At 60.1% G+C, this 16,703-nt stretch carries 15 protein-coding genes, 1 tRNA gene and 1 riboswitch; of the genes, 4 read left to right on the top strand and 12 right to left on the bottom strand.

Annotated features, from left to right (window positions below; genetic code table 11):
* Positions 1 to 23: 23 nt before the first annotated feature.
* Positions 24 to 1,988 (top strand): glycosyltransferase family 2 protein, encoded by a 1,965-nt coding sequence (locus tag ACQZ5K_RS01830; protein ID WP_448739491.1) that lies wholly within the window; start codon positions 24 to 26, stop codon positions 1,986 to 1,988.
* A gap of 178 nt (positions 1,989 to 2,166) precedes the next feature.
* Here ACQZ5K_RS01830 and ACQZ5K_RS01825 read toward each other — a convergent pair whose 3' ends face one another.
* From ACQZ5K_RS01825 to ACQZ5K_RS01810, 4 genes are all read right to left on the bottom strand, one after another.
* Complete coding sequence (locus ACQZ5K_RS01825) at positions 2,167 to 2,460, bottom strand: hypothetical protein (protein WP_003519942.1); 294 nt, start codon at positions 2,458 to 2,460, stop codon at positions 2,167 to 2,169.
* 52 nt (positions 2,461 to 2,512) lie between these two features.
* Positions 2,513 to 3,238 (bottom strand): aquaporin Z, encoded by a 726-nt coding sequence (gene aqpZ / locus ACQZ5K_RS01820; protein WP_003519943.1) that lies wholly within the window; start codon positions 3,236 to 3,238, stop codon positions 2,513 to 2,515.
* Positions 3,239 to 3,375: 137 nt separating this feature from the next.
* A tRNA-Gly gene (locus tag ACQZ5K_RS01815) sits at positions 3,376 to 3,449 on the bottom strand.
* Between the two features lie 56 nt (positions 3,450 to 3,505).
* Positions 3,506 to 4,603: a 2'-deoxycytidine 5'-triphosphate deaminase gene (locus tag ACQZ5K_RS01810; protein ID WP_080818826.1), complete on the bottom strand. Its 1,098-nt coding sequence runs from the start codon at positions 4,601 to 4,603 to the stop codon at positions 3,506 to 3,508.
* Positions 4,604 to 4,676: 73 nt separating this feature from the next.
* Positions 4,677 to 4,755, top strand: a riboswitch (SAM riboswitch).
* 42 nt (positions 4,756 to 4,797) lie between these two features.
* Here ACQZ5K_RS01810 and ACQZ5K_RS01805 point away from each other — a divergent pair.
* Together ACQZ5K_RS01805 and apaG are read left to right on the top strand one after the other, a co-directional pair.
* On the top strand, positions 4,798 to 5,982 hold the full coding sequence (locus ACQZ5K_RS01805; protein WP_448739490.1) for an O-succinylhomoserine sulfhydrylase: 1,185 nt from the start codon (positions 4,798 to 4,800) through the stop codon (positions 5,980 to 5,982).
* 233 nt (positions 5,983 to 6,215) lie between these two features.
* Positions 6,216 to 6,608, top strand: a complete 393-nt coding sequence (gene apaG, locus ACQZ5K_RS01800) for a Co2+/Mg2+ efflux protein ApaG (protein ID WP_003503545.1) — start codon at positions 6,216 to 6,218, stop codon at positions 6,606 to 6,608.
* Positions 6,609 to 6,657: 49 nt separating this feature from the next.
* Here apaG and ACQZ5K_RS01795 read toward each other — a convergent pair whose 3' ends face one another.
* The 3 genes from ACQZ5K_RS01795 to ACQZ5K_RS01785 form a co-directional block, all read right to left on the bottom strand.
* Positions 6,658 to 7,647 (bottom strand): Hsp33 family molecular chaperone, encoded by a 990-nt coding sequence (locus ACQZ5K_RS01795; RefSeq protein WP_080817974.1) that lies wholly within the window; start codon positions 7,645 to 7,647, stop codon positions 6,658 to 6,660.
* A gap of 242 nt (positions 7,648 to 7,889) precedes the next feature.
* Positions 7,890 to 8,807: an ornithine carbamoyltransferase gene (gene argF / locus ACQZ5K_RS01790; RefSeq protein ID WP_448739489.1), complete on the bottom strand. Its 918-nt coding sequence runs from the start codon at positions 8,805 to 8,807 to the stop codon at positions 7,890 to 7,892.
* A 57-nt stretch (positions 8,808 to 8,864) separates the two neighbouring features.
* Complete coding sequence (locus ACQZ5K_RS01785; protein WP_448739488.1) at positions 8,865 to 10,064, bottom strand: acetylornithine transaminase; 1,200 nt, start codon at positions 10,062 to 10,064, stop codon at positions 8,865 to 8,867.
* 431 nt (positions 10,065 to 10,495) lie between these two features.
* On the opposite strand from ACQZ5K_RS01785, the gene ACQZ5K_RS01780 reads away from it, so the two are divergent.
* Positions 10,496 to 11,029: a GcrA family cell cycle regulator gene (locus ACQZ5K_RS01780; RefSeq protein WP_003519984.1), complete on the top strand. Its 534-nt coding sequence runs from the start codon at positions 10,496 to 10,498 to the stop codon at positions 11,027 to 11,029.
* 369 nt (positions 11,030 to 11,398) lie between these two features.
* Here ACQZ5K_RS01780 and phoB read toward each other — a convergent pair whose 3' ends face one another.
* From phoB to pstC, 5 genes are all read right to left on the bottom strand, one after another.
* Positions 11,399 to 12,082 carry a phosphate regulon transcriptional regulator PhoB gene (gene phoB, locus ACQZ5K_RS01775; protein WP_003493692.1) on the bottom strand — a complete coding sequence of 228 codons (684 nt, stop codon included), beginning with the start codon at positions 12,080 to 12,082 and terminating at the stop codon, positions 11,399 to 11,401.
* A 30-nt stretch (positions 12,083 to 12,112) separates the two neighbouring features.
* Positions 12,113 to 12,838 (bottom strand): phosphate signaling complex protein PhoU, encoded by a 726-nt coding sequence (gene phoU / locus ACQZ5K_RS01770; RefSeq protein WP_003519985.1) that lies wholly within the window; start codon positions 12,836 to 12,838, stop codon positions 12,113 to 12,115.
* Between the two features lie 96 nt (positions 12,839 to 12,934).
* Positions 12,935 to 13,750 carry a phosphate ABC transporter ATP-binding protein PstB gene (gene pstB / locus ACQZ5K_RS01765; RefSeq protein ID WP_003519986.1) on the bottom strand — a complete coding sequence of 272 codons (816 nt, stop codon included), beginning with the start codon at positions 13,748 to 13,750 and terminating at the stop codon, positions 12,935 to 12,937.
* A gap of 14 nt (positions 13,751 to 13,764) precedes the next feature.
* Positions 13,765 to 15,087, bottom strand: coding sequence for a phosphate ABC transporter permease PstA (gene pstA, locus ACQZ5K_RS01760; RefSeq protein ID WP_448739487.1), 1,323 nt, complete (start codon positions 15,085 to 15,087; stop codon positions 13,765 to 13,767).
* The gene (pstC, locus tag ACQZ5K_RS01755; RefSeq protein ID WP_065654532.1) at positions 15,084 to 16,568 is read right to left on the bottom strand and encodes a phosphate ABC transporter permease subunit PstC; all 1,485 of its coding nucleotides are present in this window, start codon (positions 16,566 to 16,568) and stop codon (positions 15,084 to 15,086) included. The genes pstA and pstC overlap by 4 nt, the downstream gene beginning before the upstream one ends.
* Positions 16,569 to 16,703 lie beyond the last annotated feature (135 nt).

Genomic DNA, 16,703 nt, shown 5'->3' with positions numbered 1-16,703 from the left:
TACCATGACGGCGGCGGCGATGCATGGATTATTCTAGGCAATATACACGAGATTCGTTTCGCACGACGCCGGCGACACGAAAAATTGCATTTTCCCATGTCAGTGAAAATCCTCTTTCAACCGCTTCCGAACAGGACCAGGCCGGACAGGCCCGCTTTCTCTCTTCGCTGGGATTTGGCAGGCCCTATATCGAGGCATTCGAACAACGGGCTCTGGAAAATGGCTCGACTTTGGAGGACGAATTGCTGGCAAGCGGTCTCGTCACGACGGATGCCTATTTCGGCGCTTTCGCCAGATTCCTGCGATTGCCGTTTCTCCCGGAAATCGGGCCGGACCGGGTGACGGATTTGAATAAGCTGGACACTCAGCTTTCCGAACCAAGGTTCCTGCGGCTGACACCGCTGAACGGCACGCCAACGCTGCTGATCGTGCCGGAACTGGCGCGGATGGCGTCGCTTAAAAACATGCTGGATCAGCGTCCGGGTCTTCTCGGCGAATTTGCCGTGACAACCCCGCAGGCCATGCGCAGAGCAATCTGGAAAGCGGGCGAGGCCCGTCGCTCGGCGGAAACCCAGCAGCGGCTTTTCAACACGGCGCCGCACCATTCCGCCAGGATCACGCTGCATGGCCAGCAGGGTTTTTGCAGCGGCGTTCTCCTTACCCTGCTCATTCTGTCGCTGCTGTTTTACACGGAAGCGGCATTTGCGTATCTCCATGTCACCCTGACGATGCTTTACCTTTTGACCCTGCTTTTCAGGCTGTTCGCCCTCTTCCATCTACCCATGGAAAAGGACGCCACCTTGCCTCTTCGGCAGGAAAACGAATTGCCTGTCTATACCGTTCTGGTGGCGCTTTACCGGGAAGAGGCCGTCGTCGGACAACTCATCGGCGCATTGGAGCGTCTGGACTGGCCCAAATCCAGGCTGGACATCAAGCTTGTCTGCGAGGCGGACGACGGTGCGACGATTGAGGCGATCCAGCGGATGAATCCCGGCCCGCATATGGAGGTCGTCAGGGTGCCGCCCTCCCTGCCGCGCACCAAACCCAAAGCCCTCACTTACGCGCTTTCCGGCGCGCGTGGCGCATTCGTTGTGGTCTATGATGCCGAGGATCGGCCCCATCCGCAGCAATTGCGCGAAGCCCATGCCGCCTTCCGCAACAAGCCGGATAAGGTGGCCTGCCTGCAGGCGCCGCTTATCATCAGCAATGCCTCTTCTTCCTGGCTCAGCGCCTGTTTCCCATTGGAATATTCCGGCCTCTTCCGCTGCATGTTACCTGCCCTTGCCGCACACGGTTTGCCGCTGCCGCTTGGCGGCACCTCCAATCATTTCCGGACCGCCGTGCTGCGGAAGGCCGGCGCCTGGGACCCCTATAATGTAACGGAAGATGCAGATCTCGGCCTCCGGCTGCACCGGCTGGGTTATCGTTGCGGCGTTATCCGGCGACAGACACTGGAGGATGCGCCGACCTCACTACCCGTGTGGCTGAACCAGCGAACACGCTGGTACAAGGGCTGGCTGCAAAGCTGGCTGGTGATGACCCGTGCGCCCTTTGCGACCGCGCGCGACATGGGATGGTTTGCCTATGTGGTCTTTCAACTGCTGATCGGCGGCATGCTTCTGTCGTCACTGGCGCACCCCCTGCTCTTCGTTTCGCTCGCATTCATGACCATCGCCCTCCGGGAAAATGGCGCCGACCTGCTGCTCACCTGGCAGGGCCTTCTGTTTTTTATCGATGTACTGAATATCGTCGGAAGCTACACGATCTTCGTGCTGATGGGCCGAAGCAGAATGATCGCTTATGAAAGAAGGCATGTCGGAAGGCGGTGGCTTGCAATGCCCGCATATTGGCTGATGCTGTCCATCGCGGCCTGGCGGGCCGTGGTGGAACTCAAAACCAAACCCTTCGCATGGCACAAGACGCCACACGCACCGGTCGTCAAAACACCTGATGATCCGGCATCATCGGCAGAGCCAAAACAGTCCTGATACTTCTTTCGACCAGCCGCGGCAGCGGCTCATAGCTTCAGTCACATTGCTGGTGCCAGCAAAGCCACTTCACACTTTCCACTACCGCCGTCATCGATAACAGAAACCAGTGCCTTGCCGAACGACGTTCCTCCTCCGGCAAGATCCGTCATTTCATCCTGAAGGCGACCGAACCGCTCTACTTGGTAACGAGCTTGTTCTTGATCAGGCCGACGATGATCTGCACGATCAGACCGCCGACACCGCCGCCAACGAGTTGGCCGGCGAGAGCGCCGATATCAACGCCGCCGGCTGCCGCATCGCCCGCCGCGCCGAGCAGCGAACCGAGCACGGTTCCGCCGCCGAGACCGCCGATGGCGCCGGCAATCAGATTGCCGAGCGAACCAAGATCGGAGTCCTTCACTATCTTTCCGCCTGCCGTGCCGCCTACCGCACCGCCGACGATCTGGGCCAATATCGAAGCAAGATCCATGTCATCCTCCTCAGTCGTTTCCCCGACCATTCGAGGAAACAAAGCCTCTTATTCATGTCTGCGCAGGTTGAACCGAACCGGCATGGCCGGCCTTCTCTTCCTCGCCGAAGATTTTCCAGATCACGGCCCCAATGGCGCCGCCGAGGATCGGAGCAAGCCAGAACAGCCAGAGCTGCTGCAGCGCCCATCCGCCAACGAACAATGCCTGTCCCGTGGAGCGGGCCGGATTGACGGATGTGTTGGTGACCGGAATGGAAATCAGATGAATAAGGGTAAGGGCAAGACCGATGGCGATCGGCGCGAAGCCGGCAGGAACCCTGCCATGCGTTGAGCCCAGAATGACGATCAGGAAAAACGCCGTCAGGATGACTTCGATCAGCAGCGCCGATACGAGAGAATATCCGCCCGGCGAATGTTCACCATAACCATTGGCGGCAAAACCGCCGATTTCAGCCCCCGCCTTGCCGGTGAAGATGACATAAAGCGCCGCAGCCGCGACGATCGCCCCCAGAACCTGCGCCACGATGTAAGGCACGAGGTTCGCCGCCGGGAATTTACCGGCAACGGTGAGGCCGACTGAAACGGCCGGATTGAAATGACCGCCCGAAATGCCGCCAACCGCATAAGCCATGGTCAGAACCGTCAGACCAAAAGCGAAAGCGACACCAAGGAAGCCAATGCCGAGTTCAGGAAAGCCGGCGGCAAAAACCGCACTGCCGCATCCACCGAACACGAGCCAAAAGGTTCCCAAAAATTCCGAAAGAAGTTTGCGACTCATAACACTTCCCCTATGTTACGACTGCATCAACTATTACGTGCAATTTAATCGTAGTCAAGCTAAATTGCATATTCGCGCAACGACCGACACGATGGCGGCTAAACGTGGCACAGGAAGAGTGTCAGACGCCTGGAAGATGGAGCGGGTGACGGGGATCGAACCCGCTTCGTCAGCTTGGGAAGCTGCTGCTCTACCATTGAGCTACACCCGCACCGCGCATAAGACATCGGATAGTTCGCAGCGGGTGTCAAGCGCCCGCCGGGGTCGTTATTCGGCGCGAAAATGCTTGGAGAGCTTCAGCCCCTGCGCCTGATAGTTGGAGCCGAGGCCGGTGCCATAGAGGCCTTCCGGTTTCTGCAACATGTGCTCGTAAACCAGCCGGCCGACGATCTGGCCGTGTTCGAGGATGAAAGGAACCTCGTGGCTGCGGACTTCGAGCACGGCGCGGCTGCCGGTGCCGCCCGCCTGCGCATGGCCGAAGCCGGGATCGAAGAAGCCGGCATAGTGCACGCGGAATTCGCCCACCAGCGGGTCGAAGGGTGTCATTTCGGCCGCATAGAGCGGCGGAACGTGGACGGCTTCGCGCGAGACGAGAATATAGAATTCATCCGGGTCGAGGATCAGTTCGGCGCGGCCGCGCGCATAGAGCGGCTCCCAAAAATCGAGAACGTCGTGCTGGGCCTTCTTGTCGACATCCACCACCGCCGTGTGATGTTTGCCGCGATAGCCGATCAGTCCGTTTTCGCCGAAACCCTTGAGGTCGATCGAGAGCGCGATGCCGCCACCGGTCACGTTGGGCGTGTCGCTGGCAACCAGCGTTTCCGTCTCGTGCAGCTTCAGCAGTTCACTTTCGTTGAGCAGCGAATGGCCGATGCGGAAGCGGATCTGCGACAGGCGCGAGCCGCGTCGCACCACGATCGGGAAAGTGCGCGGGCTGATTTCCAGATAGAGCGGGCCGGCATAACCCGCCGGTATCTTGTCGAATTCCTGCGCGCTGTCAGTCATGACGCGGGTGAAGATATCGAGACGGCCGGTCGAGCTTTTCGGATTGGCCGAGGCCGACATGTCCGCCGGCAGCGCAAGGCTCTCCATCAAGGGAACGATATAGACACAACCGGTTTCCAACACCGCGCCCTGTGTGAGGTCGATCTCGTGCAGGCTTAGACGATTGAGCTTGTCGATGACGCGGTTTCCGGGGCCGGGCATGAAACTGGCGCGCACGCGATAGGCCTTCGAGCCGAGCCTGAGATCGAGGCTGGCGGGCTGCACCTGATCAGCATCGAGATCGGCCTCGCTCTTCAGCTTGCCGCCCGCAAACAGCGCCTTGATTGCGCCATCCGCCAAAATGCCCGTGGTTCTGGTCATGGTCATCATTCCTTTTTACGGCGACAAAACCAAAAGGAAAGCATTGACGCAAGCCGGTAACGGCAGTATGGCAAGCTTATCCCGTGGTGATTTGGCCGGTCGGCTTGCAGCCACGTTAAACAAGTGGCTAAAAAGACCGGGTGCTAGGAACCGGTCTGCTTTTGCGGCCGGTTTTTTGTTTTGAAGGTGATCACATGAGCAATAAATGGCGCCCGGCAACCCAGCTCGTTCACGGCGGTACGCTACGCTCCCCTTACGGTGAAACGTCGGAAGCGATCTATCTGACCCAGGGTTTCGTCTATGAAAACTCCGAAGCCGCCGAAGCGCGCTTCAAGGGTGAAACGGATGGGTTCATCTACGCCCGCTATGCGAGCCCGACCAATGACATGTTCGAAAAGCGCATGTGCCTGCTGGAAGGCGCTGAAGACGCCCGCGCACTTGCCTCTGGCATGGCCGCCGTCACCGCCGCCATCATGTGCCAGCTGCGCGCCGGCGACCATATCGTTGCTGCCCGCGCCCTCTTCGGCTCCTGCCGCTGGGTGGTCGAAACGCTCGCGCCGAAATACGGCATCGAATGCACGCTGATCGACGGTCGCGATCTCGGCAACTGGGAAAAGGCGATCCAGCCGAACACCAGGCTGTTCTTCCTCGAAAGCCCGACCAATCCGACGCTTGAAATCATCGATATTGCCGGCGTGGCGAAGCTCGCCAACCAGATCGGTGCGAAGGTGGTGGTCGACAACGTCTTCGCCACACCGCTTTTCCAGAAGCCGCTCGAACTCGGCGCCCATATCGTCGTTTATTCGGCAACCAAACATATTGACGGCCAGGGCCGCTGCCTTGGCGGCGTGATCCTTTCCGACAAGAAGTGGATCGAAGAAGAGCTGCAGGATTACTTCCGCCATACCGGCCCGGCCATGTCGCCTTTCAATGCCTGGACGCTTCTGAAAGGCATCGAGACCCTGCCGCTGCGCGTCAAACAGCAGACGACCAATGCCGGCAAAATCGCCGATTTTCTCGCCGATAGCGGCAAGGTCGCCAAGGTCATCTATCCCGGCCGCGCCGATCACCCGCAGGCCGATATCATCGCCCGGCAGATGTCCGGCGGTTCAACGCTGGTGGCTTTCGAACTGAAGGGTGGCAAGGAAGCAGCCTTCAAGCTGCAGAACGCGCTTGAGATCGTGAAGATTTCCAACAATCTCGGCGATGCCAAGAGCCTCATCACCCACCCCGGCACGACGACGCACAAGAACCTCACCGACGAGGCGCGTGCCGAACTCGGCATTTCCGGCGGCACGCTGCGCCTCTCCTGCGGCATTGAGGATACCGACGATCTGCTGGAGGATCTGGCGAAGGGTCTGGCGGCCGTTTCGGCCTGAAAATTCAATCTGCAAAGCGCCATGGCCTGACCGCGTGTCGGGCCATGGTTCGCCTGCACGGTCCAAAAAGACCGCTTCAGGCAACCAATATTTACCTTTACCGTTATCCCTAACGGTGGAAAACAGCGCAACAGGAGACGCCTCCTGCCCGTCAAGTCATTCATTTTCTTGACGATAGCCAGAGCCTATAGTGTAGGATGCGGCGGCAGGCATAATATCGAGGTGTGGCGCGTATGTATCGTGCTCTGACAAGGGATATCGAGGTAACGGTCGATCCGTATTATCTCGAGGAACAATCCGACCCGGATGACGATCGTTACGTCTGGGGCTACAAAGTCGTGATCGCGAACAATTCCGATATTCCGGTTACCCTCGTCAATCGCTATTGGCACATCACCGATCAGAACGGACAGGTGGATGAAGTCTACGGGCCGGGCGTCGTGGGTGAGAAGCCGCATCTGAAACCGGGCGACAGCTACGAATATTCCTCCGGCTGCCCGCTGGATACACCTTCCGGCCTGATGTTCGGCCACTATGAAATGGAAACGGAAAATGGCGAGGTGTTCAACGTCACCATACCCGCCTTTTCGCTGGATTCACCCGGCCTGATGCGGGTCCTTAACTAACACCTACCGGGCAGTGAAAAAGCCGTGCCCTTCAGGACGCGGCTTTCATTCAGGCATTTTCAAATTCGCTGACATCGTAGCGATAGGTCGTGGAGCAGAACTCGCAGGTCACGGCAATGGCGCCGTCTTCCTCGCTCGCCTCGATCTCCTCGGCGGTGAAACCGGACAGCACGCCCTTGATCTTGTCCCGCGAGCAGCTGCAACGGTCGAAAACCGCCTGCGGCTCATAGATGCGCACACCGCTCTCGTGGAAAAGCCGGAAGAGAAGACGTTCCACCGGCACCTGCGGGTCGGTCAGCTCATCGGTATCCACCGTGTTCAACAGCGTGACGGCTTCGGTCCAGGCATCGTCTTCCTGCACCTCGTGACCGCCCTCATCGCCATCGCCGCCATGCAGGTCGCGCATGCGCAGCCGCTCGGGCGCCTGCGGCAGGAACTGCGCGATAACGCCGCCCGCACGCCAGCCATGACGCGGCTTGCCTTCGCCATCACGGTCGAAGAACTCGGCAACGCCCAGCCGCACGCGGGTTGGAAGCTGTTCCGACTGGCGGAAATAAACCCCGGCAATGTCTTCCAGCGAGGAGCCATCGAGCGGCACGATACCCTGATAAGGCTGCATGCCCGCACCCTGATCGATCGTGAAGGCCAGAATGCCGTTGCCGAGCAATTGCTCCGGCGACGTCGCTCCGGCCGCAATCGCCTCCGCCAGCCGCTCCTCATCGAAACGGGCATAAGCGCGCATGCTTTCCGGCGCGGTGAAATCCGCAACCAGAAGGTCGACCGGGCCGTCACCCTTGGTCTGGACGGTCAGCTTGCCGGAAAACTTGAGCGACGTGCCGATCAGCGCCGTCAGAACGGTCGCTTCCGCCAGCAGGCGGGCGACCGCCGGGGGATAGTCATGCCGCTCGAGGATGGCATTCAGCAGCGGACCCACCTGCACGGCGCGGCCGCGCACATCCAGACCTTCGACCTGAAAGGGCACAACCTTGTCGTCGCCAGCAAAATCGAGATCGTCCAGTTCAACCGTTACATCTGCCATGTCATACTCCCTGGCGCAGCCGTGGCGCCGCTACCGTCCAAAAGTCCGGCTTTTAAAATGTGCTTTTTTCGCTTGTCGCACAGAGACCCGGGAAGAGAAACCGCTTCCGGGGAAAAACGTGCAAATCGTGATGATGGCCCGCCAGCAAAACCGACGAGCCTCTTCGAAGTCCCACAGATGGTAATCTATGCGCGCAAGTTCAAGCACCCGGCGTGACACGTGTCAGGCCGGGCGATTGCTCATCAAATGACGCCCATGCACCATGCGATGATGGACTTCTGCGCGTGGAGGCGGTTTTCCGCCTCGTCGAAGACGACGGATTGCGGACCGTCGATCACGGCATCCGTCACTTCCTCGCCGCGATGGGCCGGCAGGCAATGCATGAACAGCGCATCTTTTTCCGCCTTGGCCATCAGGGCTTCATTCACCTGATAGGGCTGGAAGATGTTGTGGCCGCGCGCTTTGTGTTCCTGGTTCATGGACACCCAGGTATCGGTGACGACGCAGTCCGCGCCCGCAACGGCCTTGTCGGCGTCGTGGCACAGCATGATCTCGCCGCCATTGTTGCGCGCCCAGTTCAGAAACTTGTCATGCGGTTCGGAGCCCATCGGCACGGCCATCGTCATGCGGTAGCCGAAACGGGCCGAGCCTTCGACGAAGGAATGCAGGACGTTATTGCCGTCACCCGTCCAGGCAATGGTCTTGCCTTTGACCGGACCGCGATGTTCCTCGAAGGTCATGATATCCGCCATGATCTGGCAGGGATGCGTGTCATCCGTCAGGGCGTTGATGACCGGCACGGTCGCGTGGTCGGCAAGCTCCAGCAGGCGCGAATGATCCGTCGTGCGGATCATGATGGCGTCGACGTAACGCGACAGCACCTTGGCCGTATCGCCGATCGTTTCGGCGCGACCGAGCTGCATTTCCGTACCGGAGAGGAAAAGCGTCTCGCCGCCGAGCTGGCGCATGCCGACATCGAAGGAGACGCGGGTGCGGGTGGAAGGCTTTTCGAAGATCATAGCCAGCATCTTGCCGGCAAGCGGCTTTTCCGCCGTTCCGGCCTTGGTGGCGGCCTTGCGTGTGCGGGCGTCGTCGAGAATTGCCCGCAGGTCCTGCGAGCTGACGGCCGACAGGTCGAGAAAATGTTTAGGTGAAGCCATTTCAAACTGTCCCATGCTCGCGAGCCTCGGGGAAGAGGCCCGCCCTTTATTGTTTCCTCAGGCGATTTTTGCCTGTTTCGCTGTCAGGGAAGCGGCGGCCGCTTCCACGCGTGACAGACCCTCGCGGGCCTCTTCCGCCGTGGTGACGAGCGGCGGCAGAAGACGGATGACGTTGTCGCCCGCCGGCACACCCAGCAGATGCTCGGCGCGCATGGCCTGCAACAGCTCGCCCGATGGAACCTTGGCCTTGATGCCGAGAAGCAGGCCTTCGCCACGGATTTCCTCGATAACGTCAGGATAACGATCCTTCAGCGAAGCAAGGCCCTGGCGGAAGACCAGCGCGACATCACGGACCTTTTCCAAAAAGCCCTCGGAGAGGACGACATCGAGCACGGCGTTGCCGACAGCCATGGCCAGCGGGTTGCCGCCATAGGTGGTGCCATGCACGCCCGCCGTCATGCCGGAAGCGGCATCCGCCGTCGCAAGGCAGGCGCCGAGCGGGAAACCGCCGCCGATACCCTTGGCAACCGCCATGATATCCGGCGCAACGCCCGTCTGCTCATAGGCAAAGAGCTTGCCCGTACGGCCAACGCCGGTCTGGACCTCATCGAAAATCAGCAGCATGCCATGCTCATCGCAGAGCGACCGCAGCAGCTGCAGGAATTCCTTGCTGGGTGCGCGAATGCCGCCCTCACCCTGAATGGGCTCGATCAGAAGCGCGGCCGTCTCGGCCGTGATGGCGGCTTTCAGCGCATCGACATCACCGAACGGCACCTGGTCGAAACCTTCGACCTTGGGACCGAAGCCTTCCAGATATTTCTGCTGGCCGCCGGCGGCAATCGTCGCCAGCGTGCGGCCATGGAAGGCGCCTTCGAAAGTGATAATCCGGAACTTTTCCGGATGCCCCTTGGAATAATGATAACGGCGCGCGGTCTTGATCGCGCATTCCAGCGCTTCCGCGCCGGAATTGGTGAAGAAGACCTTGTCTGCGAATGTCGCTTCCGTCAGGCGCTTTGCGAGCTTTTCCTGGCCCGGCACTTCATAAAGGTTCGAGACGTGCCAGACCTTCTCGGCCTGGGTCTTGATCGCCTCAACGAGGTGCGGATGGGCGTGGCCCAGCGAGTTGACCGCGACGCCGGCTGCAAAATCCAGATATCGTTCGCCGCTTTCCGTGAACAGCCAGACGCCCTCGCCTCGCTCGAAGCGCAGGGGGGCTCTTGCAAACGTATCGAACAATGGCGCGGCGGCTTCGGCCATGGCTGTATCACTCCTTGCGCGGATGCGCTGTCAGACGGTTGTCAATAGGCTTTCGGGGTTATCCCTTGCCTGAAAATCAAAAATGCCGCCTCGCGGCGGCAGGGGCACTATTGTCACTTCGCCTGCCGATGTCAACAAAAGTCCGCGTTTCCCGGGCTTCTCAAGCCCTAGTAGGTGGCGGCGGATGAGGCCCAAGGTGTTGCCTTTCAGACTCAACTCGCCAGCAAGTTGGGGAAAACCGGAAAATCGATTCGAGATGATTCCCGCGACTCTTGCCACGGAGTCTGCGTGGCACTAGGTTAATCGCTAATTACTAGACTGCATTGCGGCGGAACTAGTCACCAAAAATCAGGCAGAAACCACGCTCGCGGCACGCCCGCGAGGCGGAGAGGGATTCTGCCGACATTATACGCGACAAGCGGAGAAGCGGCATGAACTGGACAGACGAACGAGTCGAAAAACTCAAGAAATTGTGGTCCGAGGGGCTTAGCGCCAGCCAGATAGCAGCGCAGCTGGGCGGCGTGAGCCGCAATGCCGTCATCGGCAAGGTCCATCGCCTCAACCTGCCGGGACGCGTGAAGGCCGGCGGCCCGGTTACTTCGGCGCGTTCCGCGCCCAAGCGCACCGCTGCCCCTGCCCCGCGCGCGACGAATTTCGCGACCCGCGTCAGCGCAGCACCTGCACGCGCCTTGAACCGCTCGAGCGCGGCAACGGCGCTGCACGAGGAGATCGATATCGAGACCGCCGAAGTTCTCGATTACGTTCCCTCCAAAAATGTCGTTACGCCGATTTCCCGCCGCCTGACGCTGACGGAACTGACGGAGCGCACCTGCAAGTGGCCGGTCGGCGATCCGCTGAAGGATGATTTCCATTTCTGCGGTTGTGAAGCACTGGAATCTTCGCCCTATTGCAAGTTCCATGCAAAGCTTGCCTACCAGCCGGTAAGCGAGCGTCGCAAGGCTTGAGTGTTGCGGCACGCATTCGACACTCAAAAACTACGGGCCTTCGGGCCCGTTTTTTTATGGCGGAATCCAAAGTGGTTCAAACGCGGAGCCCACGTTGTTTAAGAGGCGCTCCCAATCCCTGTTCTTGCGCATTCTCCGGATGTGAAGCCGCGATGGGCCCTTGCGGCAAATGCTCAGAATTTGTCGGCGACGTGCCGCGCCCTCCTCCCGTCAGGTTTCACCGCGCAATCCGGCTTTCAGCGGACCTTCTATCGCCTTCAAAAGAACAAGGATACGCATGTGCGGAAGGTTCAAAATCGAAAGGCCCGACACCGTTCCTTCTGATTTGGGGGGAATTTATCCCGGGTGAAACCATCGGTTTCGGTTTTCTCAGGCTTCCATTGAATATCCGGCGCCGCGCACGGTGCGGATGACATCCTGCATGTGCGAAAAATTGAGCGCCTTGCGCAGACGTCCGACATGCACGTCGACGGTACGTTCATCCACATAGATATCGTGACCCCAGACGCCATCCAGCAACTGCGAGCGGGAAAACACCCGGCCGGGAGAGGTCATCAGGAATTCCAGCAAGCGGAATTCCGTCGGGCCGAGGCGTACTTCGCGGCTCTTGCGGTGAACGCGATGGGTCTCACGATCCAGTTCGATATCCCCGCATTTCAGCACCGAAGACAGAACCTCGGGGCGGGCCCGACGCAGCATGGCCTTGACGCGGGCCATGAGTTCCGGCGTCGAAAACGGCTTGACGACATAATCGTCCGCGCCGGTGGCAAGACCGCGAACCCGTTCGCTTTCTTCGCCGCGCGCCGTCAGCATGATGATGGGCAGGCGCTCGGTTTCCGGCCGCATCCTGAGCCGACGGCACAGTTCGATACCGGAAACGCCGGGAAGCATCCAATCCAGGATAAGGAGGTCCGGAATACGTTCCTGCAGCCTGATTTCTGCCTCGTCTCCACGGGGTATCGTGTCGACGTCATATCCCTCAGCCTCGAGATTGTAACGAAGCAGGACGCTCAGCGCTTCCTCGTCTTCCACAACTGCAATCTTGGGCACCATATACTAACTCCGCAAGCCGTTGCCTGTCTGTTACTCGGTCACCGAACCGAGCGTGTTGGAACTGTCGTCCTTCGGACGTTCGCCCTCCGGTTGGCTGCCGGTGGTCATGTAATAGATCGTCTCGGCGATATTGGTGGCGTGGTCGCCGATACGCTCGATGTTCTTGGCGCAGAACAGGAGATGCGTGCAGGTGGTGATATTGCGCGGATCTTCCATCATATAGGTCAGAAGCTCACGGAAGAGCGACGTGTACATGGCGTCGATTTCCTCGTCGCGCTCGCGAATGGCATTGGCCTTCTCGGCGGAACGCGTGGAATAGACGTCCAGCACTTCCTTGAGCTGCACCAGCGCCAGTTCCGACAGGTGTTCGATGCCACGGGCAAGCTTGCGCGGCACGCCGGTGCCGGCAACCGCAATCACACGCTTGGCGGTGTTCTTGCCAAGGTCGCCGACACGCTCAAGGTCAGCGGCGATACGCAGCGTGCCAATGATCTCGCGAAGGTCTGCCGCCATCGGCTGGCGTTTGGCGATGGTGACGATGGCCTTGTCGCCGATCTCGCGCTCGGCGTGGTCGAGGATCGCATCGTCGGAAATGACCTTCTGGGCGAGCGCGGCATCGGAATTGACGAGCGCACGCACGGCGTCGGCGCACATCTGCTCCGCAAGACCGCCCATTTCGGCGATGCGGCGCGTCAGAAACTTCAATTCATCGTCATAAACGGAAACGATGTGCGAATGGGTCGTTGTCTGTGTCATGGTCTAGTCCTCCGGCTTGGCCTGCATGCGCGTACCCGGAAGCGGGCACGGCAGAAGCACCAGTCTTGTACGGTTTCGATAAAGCGCCGGCCGGGATCAGCCGAAGCGGCCCATGATGTAATCCTGCGTGCGCTGGTCATCCGGATTGGTGAACATCTTGTCGGTTTCGTTTTCCTCGACAAGATGACCAAGATGGAACATGGCCGTGCGCTGGGAAACACGCGCCGCCTGCTGCATGGAGTGCGTGACGATGACGATGGTGTAATTGGTGCGCAGCTCGTGGATCAATTCTTCGACCTTTGCGGTCGCGATAGGGTCGAGAGCCGAGCAGGGCTCGTCCATCAGGATCACTTCCGGGCTGACGGCAACTGCGCGTGCGATGCACAGACGCTGCTGCTGACCGCCGGAAAGACCGGTGCCGGATTCGTGCAGACGATCCTTAACCTCGTTCCAGAGACCCGCCTTCTGCAGGCTCTGCTCGACGATCTGGTCCATATCCGCCTTGTTGCGGGCGAGACCATGGATGCGCGGGCCGTAGGAAATGTTTTCGTAGATCGACTTCGGGAAGGGATTCGGCTTCTGGAACACCATGCCGACGCGGGCGCGCAATTCCACGACGTCAATCGCCTGATCGTAGATATCGTCGGTGTCGAGCGTGATCTTGCCGGTGACCCGGCAACCGTCAATCGTGTCGTTCATACGGTTCAGGGTACGCAGGAAGGTGGATTTGCCGCAGCCGGACGGGCCGATAAGCGCGGTCACCGTATTTTCCCGAACGTTGAGGTTCACGTCGTAAAGCGCGCGCTTTTCGCCGTAATAAACCGAAACGTCCTTGCCGATCATCTTGTATGAGACTTCATTCATTTTCTTGTCCAGCGCCTTTTCAACTGCTGCTTCCGACAACATGTTCATTGCTCAAGCTCCTTCTACCAGCGCCGTTCGAAGCGGCGACGCAACAGGATTGCGCCAACATTCATGACGATGAGGAACAGAAGCAGGATGATGATAGCGCCGGATGTCCTTTCGACAAAGGCGCGCTCGGCTTCGTTCGCCCACATGTAAATCTGCACCGGCAGGGCCGTGGACGGATCCATCGGCGTTGTCGGGTAATTCGCTACGAATGCCACCATGCCGATCAGGAGCAGCGGCGCCGTTTCGCCCAGCGCGTGGGCGAGGCCGATGATGGTGCCGGTCAGAATGCCGGGCATGGCGAGCGGCAGCACATGGTGGAAGATCGTCTGCATCTTGGAAGCGCCGAGGCCGAGGGCGGCGGCGCGGATTGACGGCGGCACGGCCTTCAGGGCAGCGCGGGTCGCGATGATGATCGTCGGCAGGGTCATCAGCGTCAGGACGAGGCCGCCGACCAGCGAGGCCGAGCGCGGAAAGCCCATGAAGTTGATGAAGACCGAGAGGCCGAGCAGACCGTAGACAATCGAAGGAACGGCCGCGAGATTGTTGATATTCACCTCGATAAGATCCGTCAGACGGTTCTTCGGGGCGAATTCCTCGAGATAGATGGAGGCCGCGACGCCGATCGGCAATGACAGCACCAGCACGATCAGCATCATGTAGAAGGAGCCGATCAGCGCCACGCCGACACCCGCCGCTTCCGGACGGCTCGACGCGCCGTTGACGAAGATGCCGGTATTGAAATGTTTGCCGAGCTGGCCGCTTTCGGCGAGCTGGTTCATCCAGCCGAGCTGCTGGTTCGAGATACGGCGATTGGCTTCATCCGCCGTCAGGTCGACTTGGCCCTTGAAGGCGCTGTCGACGTCGCCCGACGCCAGCAGCGTGACGGTGCGCGTGGTGCCGATAACGGCGGGATCGGCAACGACGATGTCGCGAAGCTGCGTGCGCACGCTGTCGGAAATCAGGAGATTGACGGCGCGAAGGCCGGCGCGGTCCGTCGGCGCAACACCCAGGACCTTGGCGACCGCATCGCGGGCGATGACGGGATAATTGGCCGTCATCAGCTTAGTGGGATTTATGGCGCGCTCATTTTTCGGATCGATGATCTGTTCCGAAAACTCAACTGGAACGGTGATCATCGTCTGCTGGAAAGCGGTGTAACCCTTGGAAACCACCGAGAAAAGCAGCAGGAAGAGGAAGATGAGGCCGAAGGAAATCGCTGCCATGCCGTAGGCACGGAAGCGGCGTTCGGCGGCATAGCGGCGCTTGATGCCGATATCACGGCGCGTGGCCTTGTTGACGGCGCTCGCGCCGGCTGCGGGAGAGACGATGTCGGTCATTCATATTGCTCCCGGTATTTGCGCACGATGTAAAGCGCGTAGATATTCAGGCAAAGTGTGATGGCGAAAAGCGTGATGCCGAGTGCAAAGGCAACCAGCGTCTGCGGCGAGGTGAATTCAAGGTCGCCGGTAAGCTGGCTGACGATCTTGACCGTCACCGTGGTCATGGGCTCGAAGGGATTGAGCTGCAGACGGGCAGCAACACCGGCCGCAAGAACCACGATCATGGTTTCGCCGATGGCGCGCGAAGCCGTCATCAGCACGGCGCCGACGATGCCGGGAAGAGCGGCCGGAATAATGACCCTCTTGATCGTCTCGGAGCGCGTGGCGCCAAGACCGAGCGAACCGTCACGCAGCGAGCGCGGCACGGCGGTGATGATATCATCCGACAGCGACGACACATAGGGGATCAGCATGATGCCCATGACGAAGCCGGCGGTGATGACGCTCTGCGCCTGGATGAAGTTGGCGTAGTTGCCCGTCGCCAGGCCGTTGATCTGCGTGGAAATGTCTCTGAGGAAAGGACCGACCGTCGTGAGCGCGAAGAAGCCGTAGACGATGGTGGGAATGCCGGCGAGCACTTCAAGCAACGGCTTTGCCATGGAGCGGAAGCGCGGCGAGGCATATTCCGCCATGTAGATCGCCGAGAAGAGACCGACCGGAACCGCAACCAGCATGGCGACGAAGCCGATATAAAGAGTGCCGGCGAGCAGCGGGATCAGGCCGAACTGGCCGGAGGAATCGGTGGCGCCTGCCGCCGCAAAACGCGGATCCCAGACCGTTCCGAAGAAGAACTGGTGCGCCGGGACCATGGTGAAGAACTGGATCGCCTCCGTCAGCATCGACAGGACGATGCCGATGGTCGTGAGAATGGCGATGGACGAGGCGACGAGCAGGGCCGCGAGAATGACTTTCTCGACCTGGTTGCGCGCCCGGAAACGCGGCGCGATTGCACGCAGCGCATAGGCGCCGCCGCCGAGCGCGGCCAGCAGCACAACGGCGATCATCGCGATACGGCTGGTGGAGGTCATGCTGTTGAGCGTGTGTGCGGCATCGACCATGAACCGCTCGGGATCGCCGGCGATTGCAACACCCTTCGATGCCAGAAGCGGCCGGACTGCAGCCGTGTCGGCCTCGACCTGCGCGGTTTCCTCCGGTGTCAGCCGCTGGAGGCCACGGGCGATGGAGGTCACCATACCGTAGGTCAGGCTCTGCTGCGCTTCGGATTGCGCCCGGACATCCTCGGGGAAACTACCGCGCACCGCCGAGGTGACGAGCAATGGGCTGACAATGAGCCAGGCACAGAGAATGAACGCCGCGGGCAGCACCGCCCAGACGACCGCGTAGGAACCGTGATAACCGGCACGGGAATGCATGCTGGAGGGGCGACCGCCAGACAGGGCAACGGCACGGCGGCTGCCGAGCAGATAGCTGCCGATGCCGATGAGCGCCAGTATCAGCAAAAGGATCGATGTGTTCATTAGAGTTCCCTCGGCGTGCCTCAAGAGCACGGTGCGATATCGGGCAAATCAAAAAGTCATCAAAACGAGACCGCTGGACCATCCCATGATGCCTGCCGCCTGACTGTATCATAGTCTGGCAAGCGTCAAGGTTGA

It is taken from the genome of Agrobacterium sp. 22-226-1 (assembly GCF_053522345.1).
This window is presented reverse-complemented; position numbering and strand designations above follow the sequence as displayed.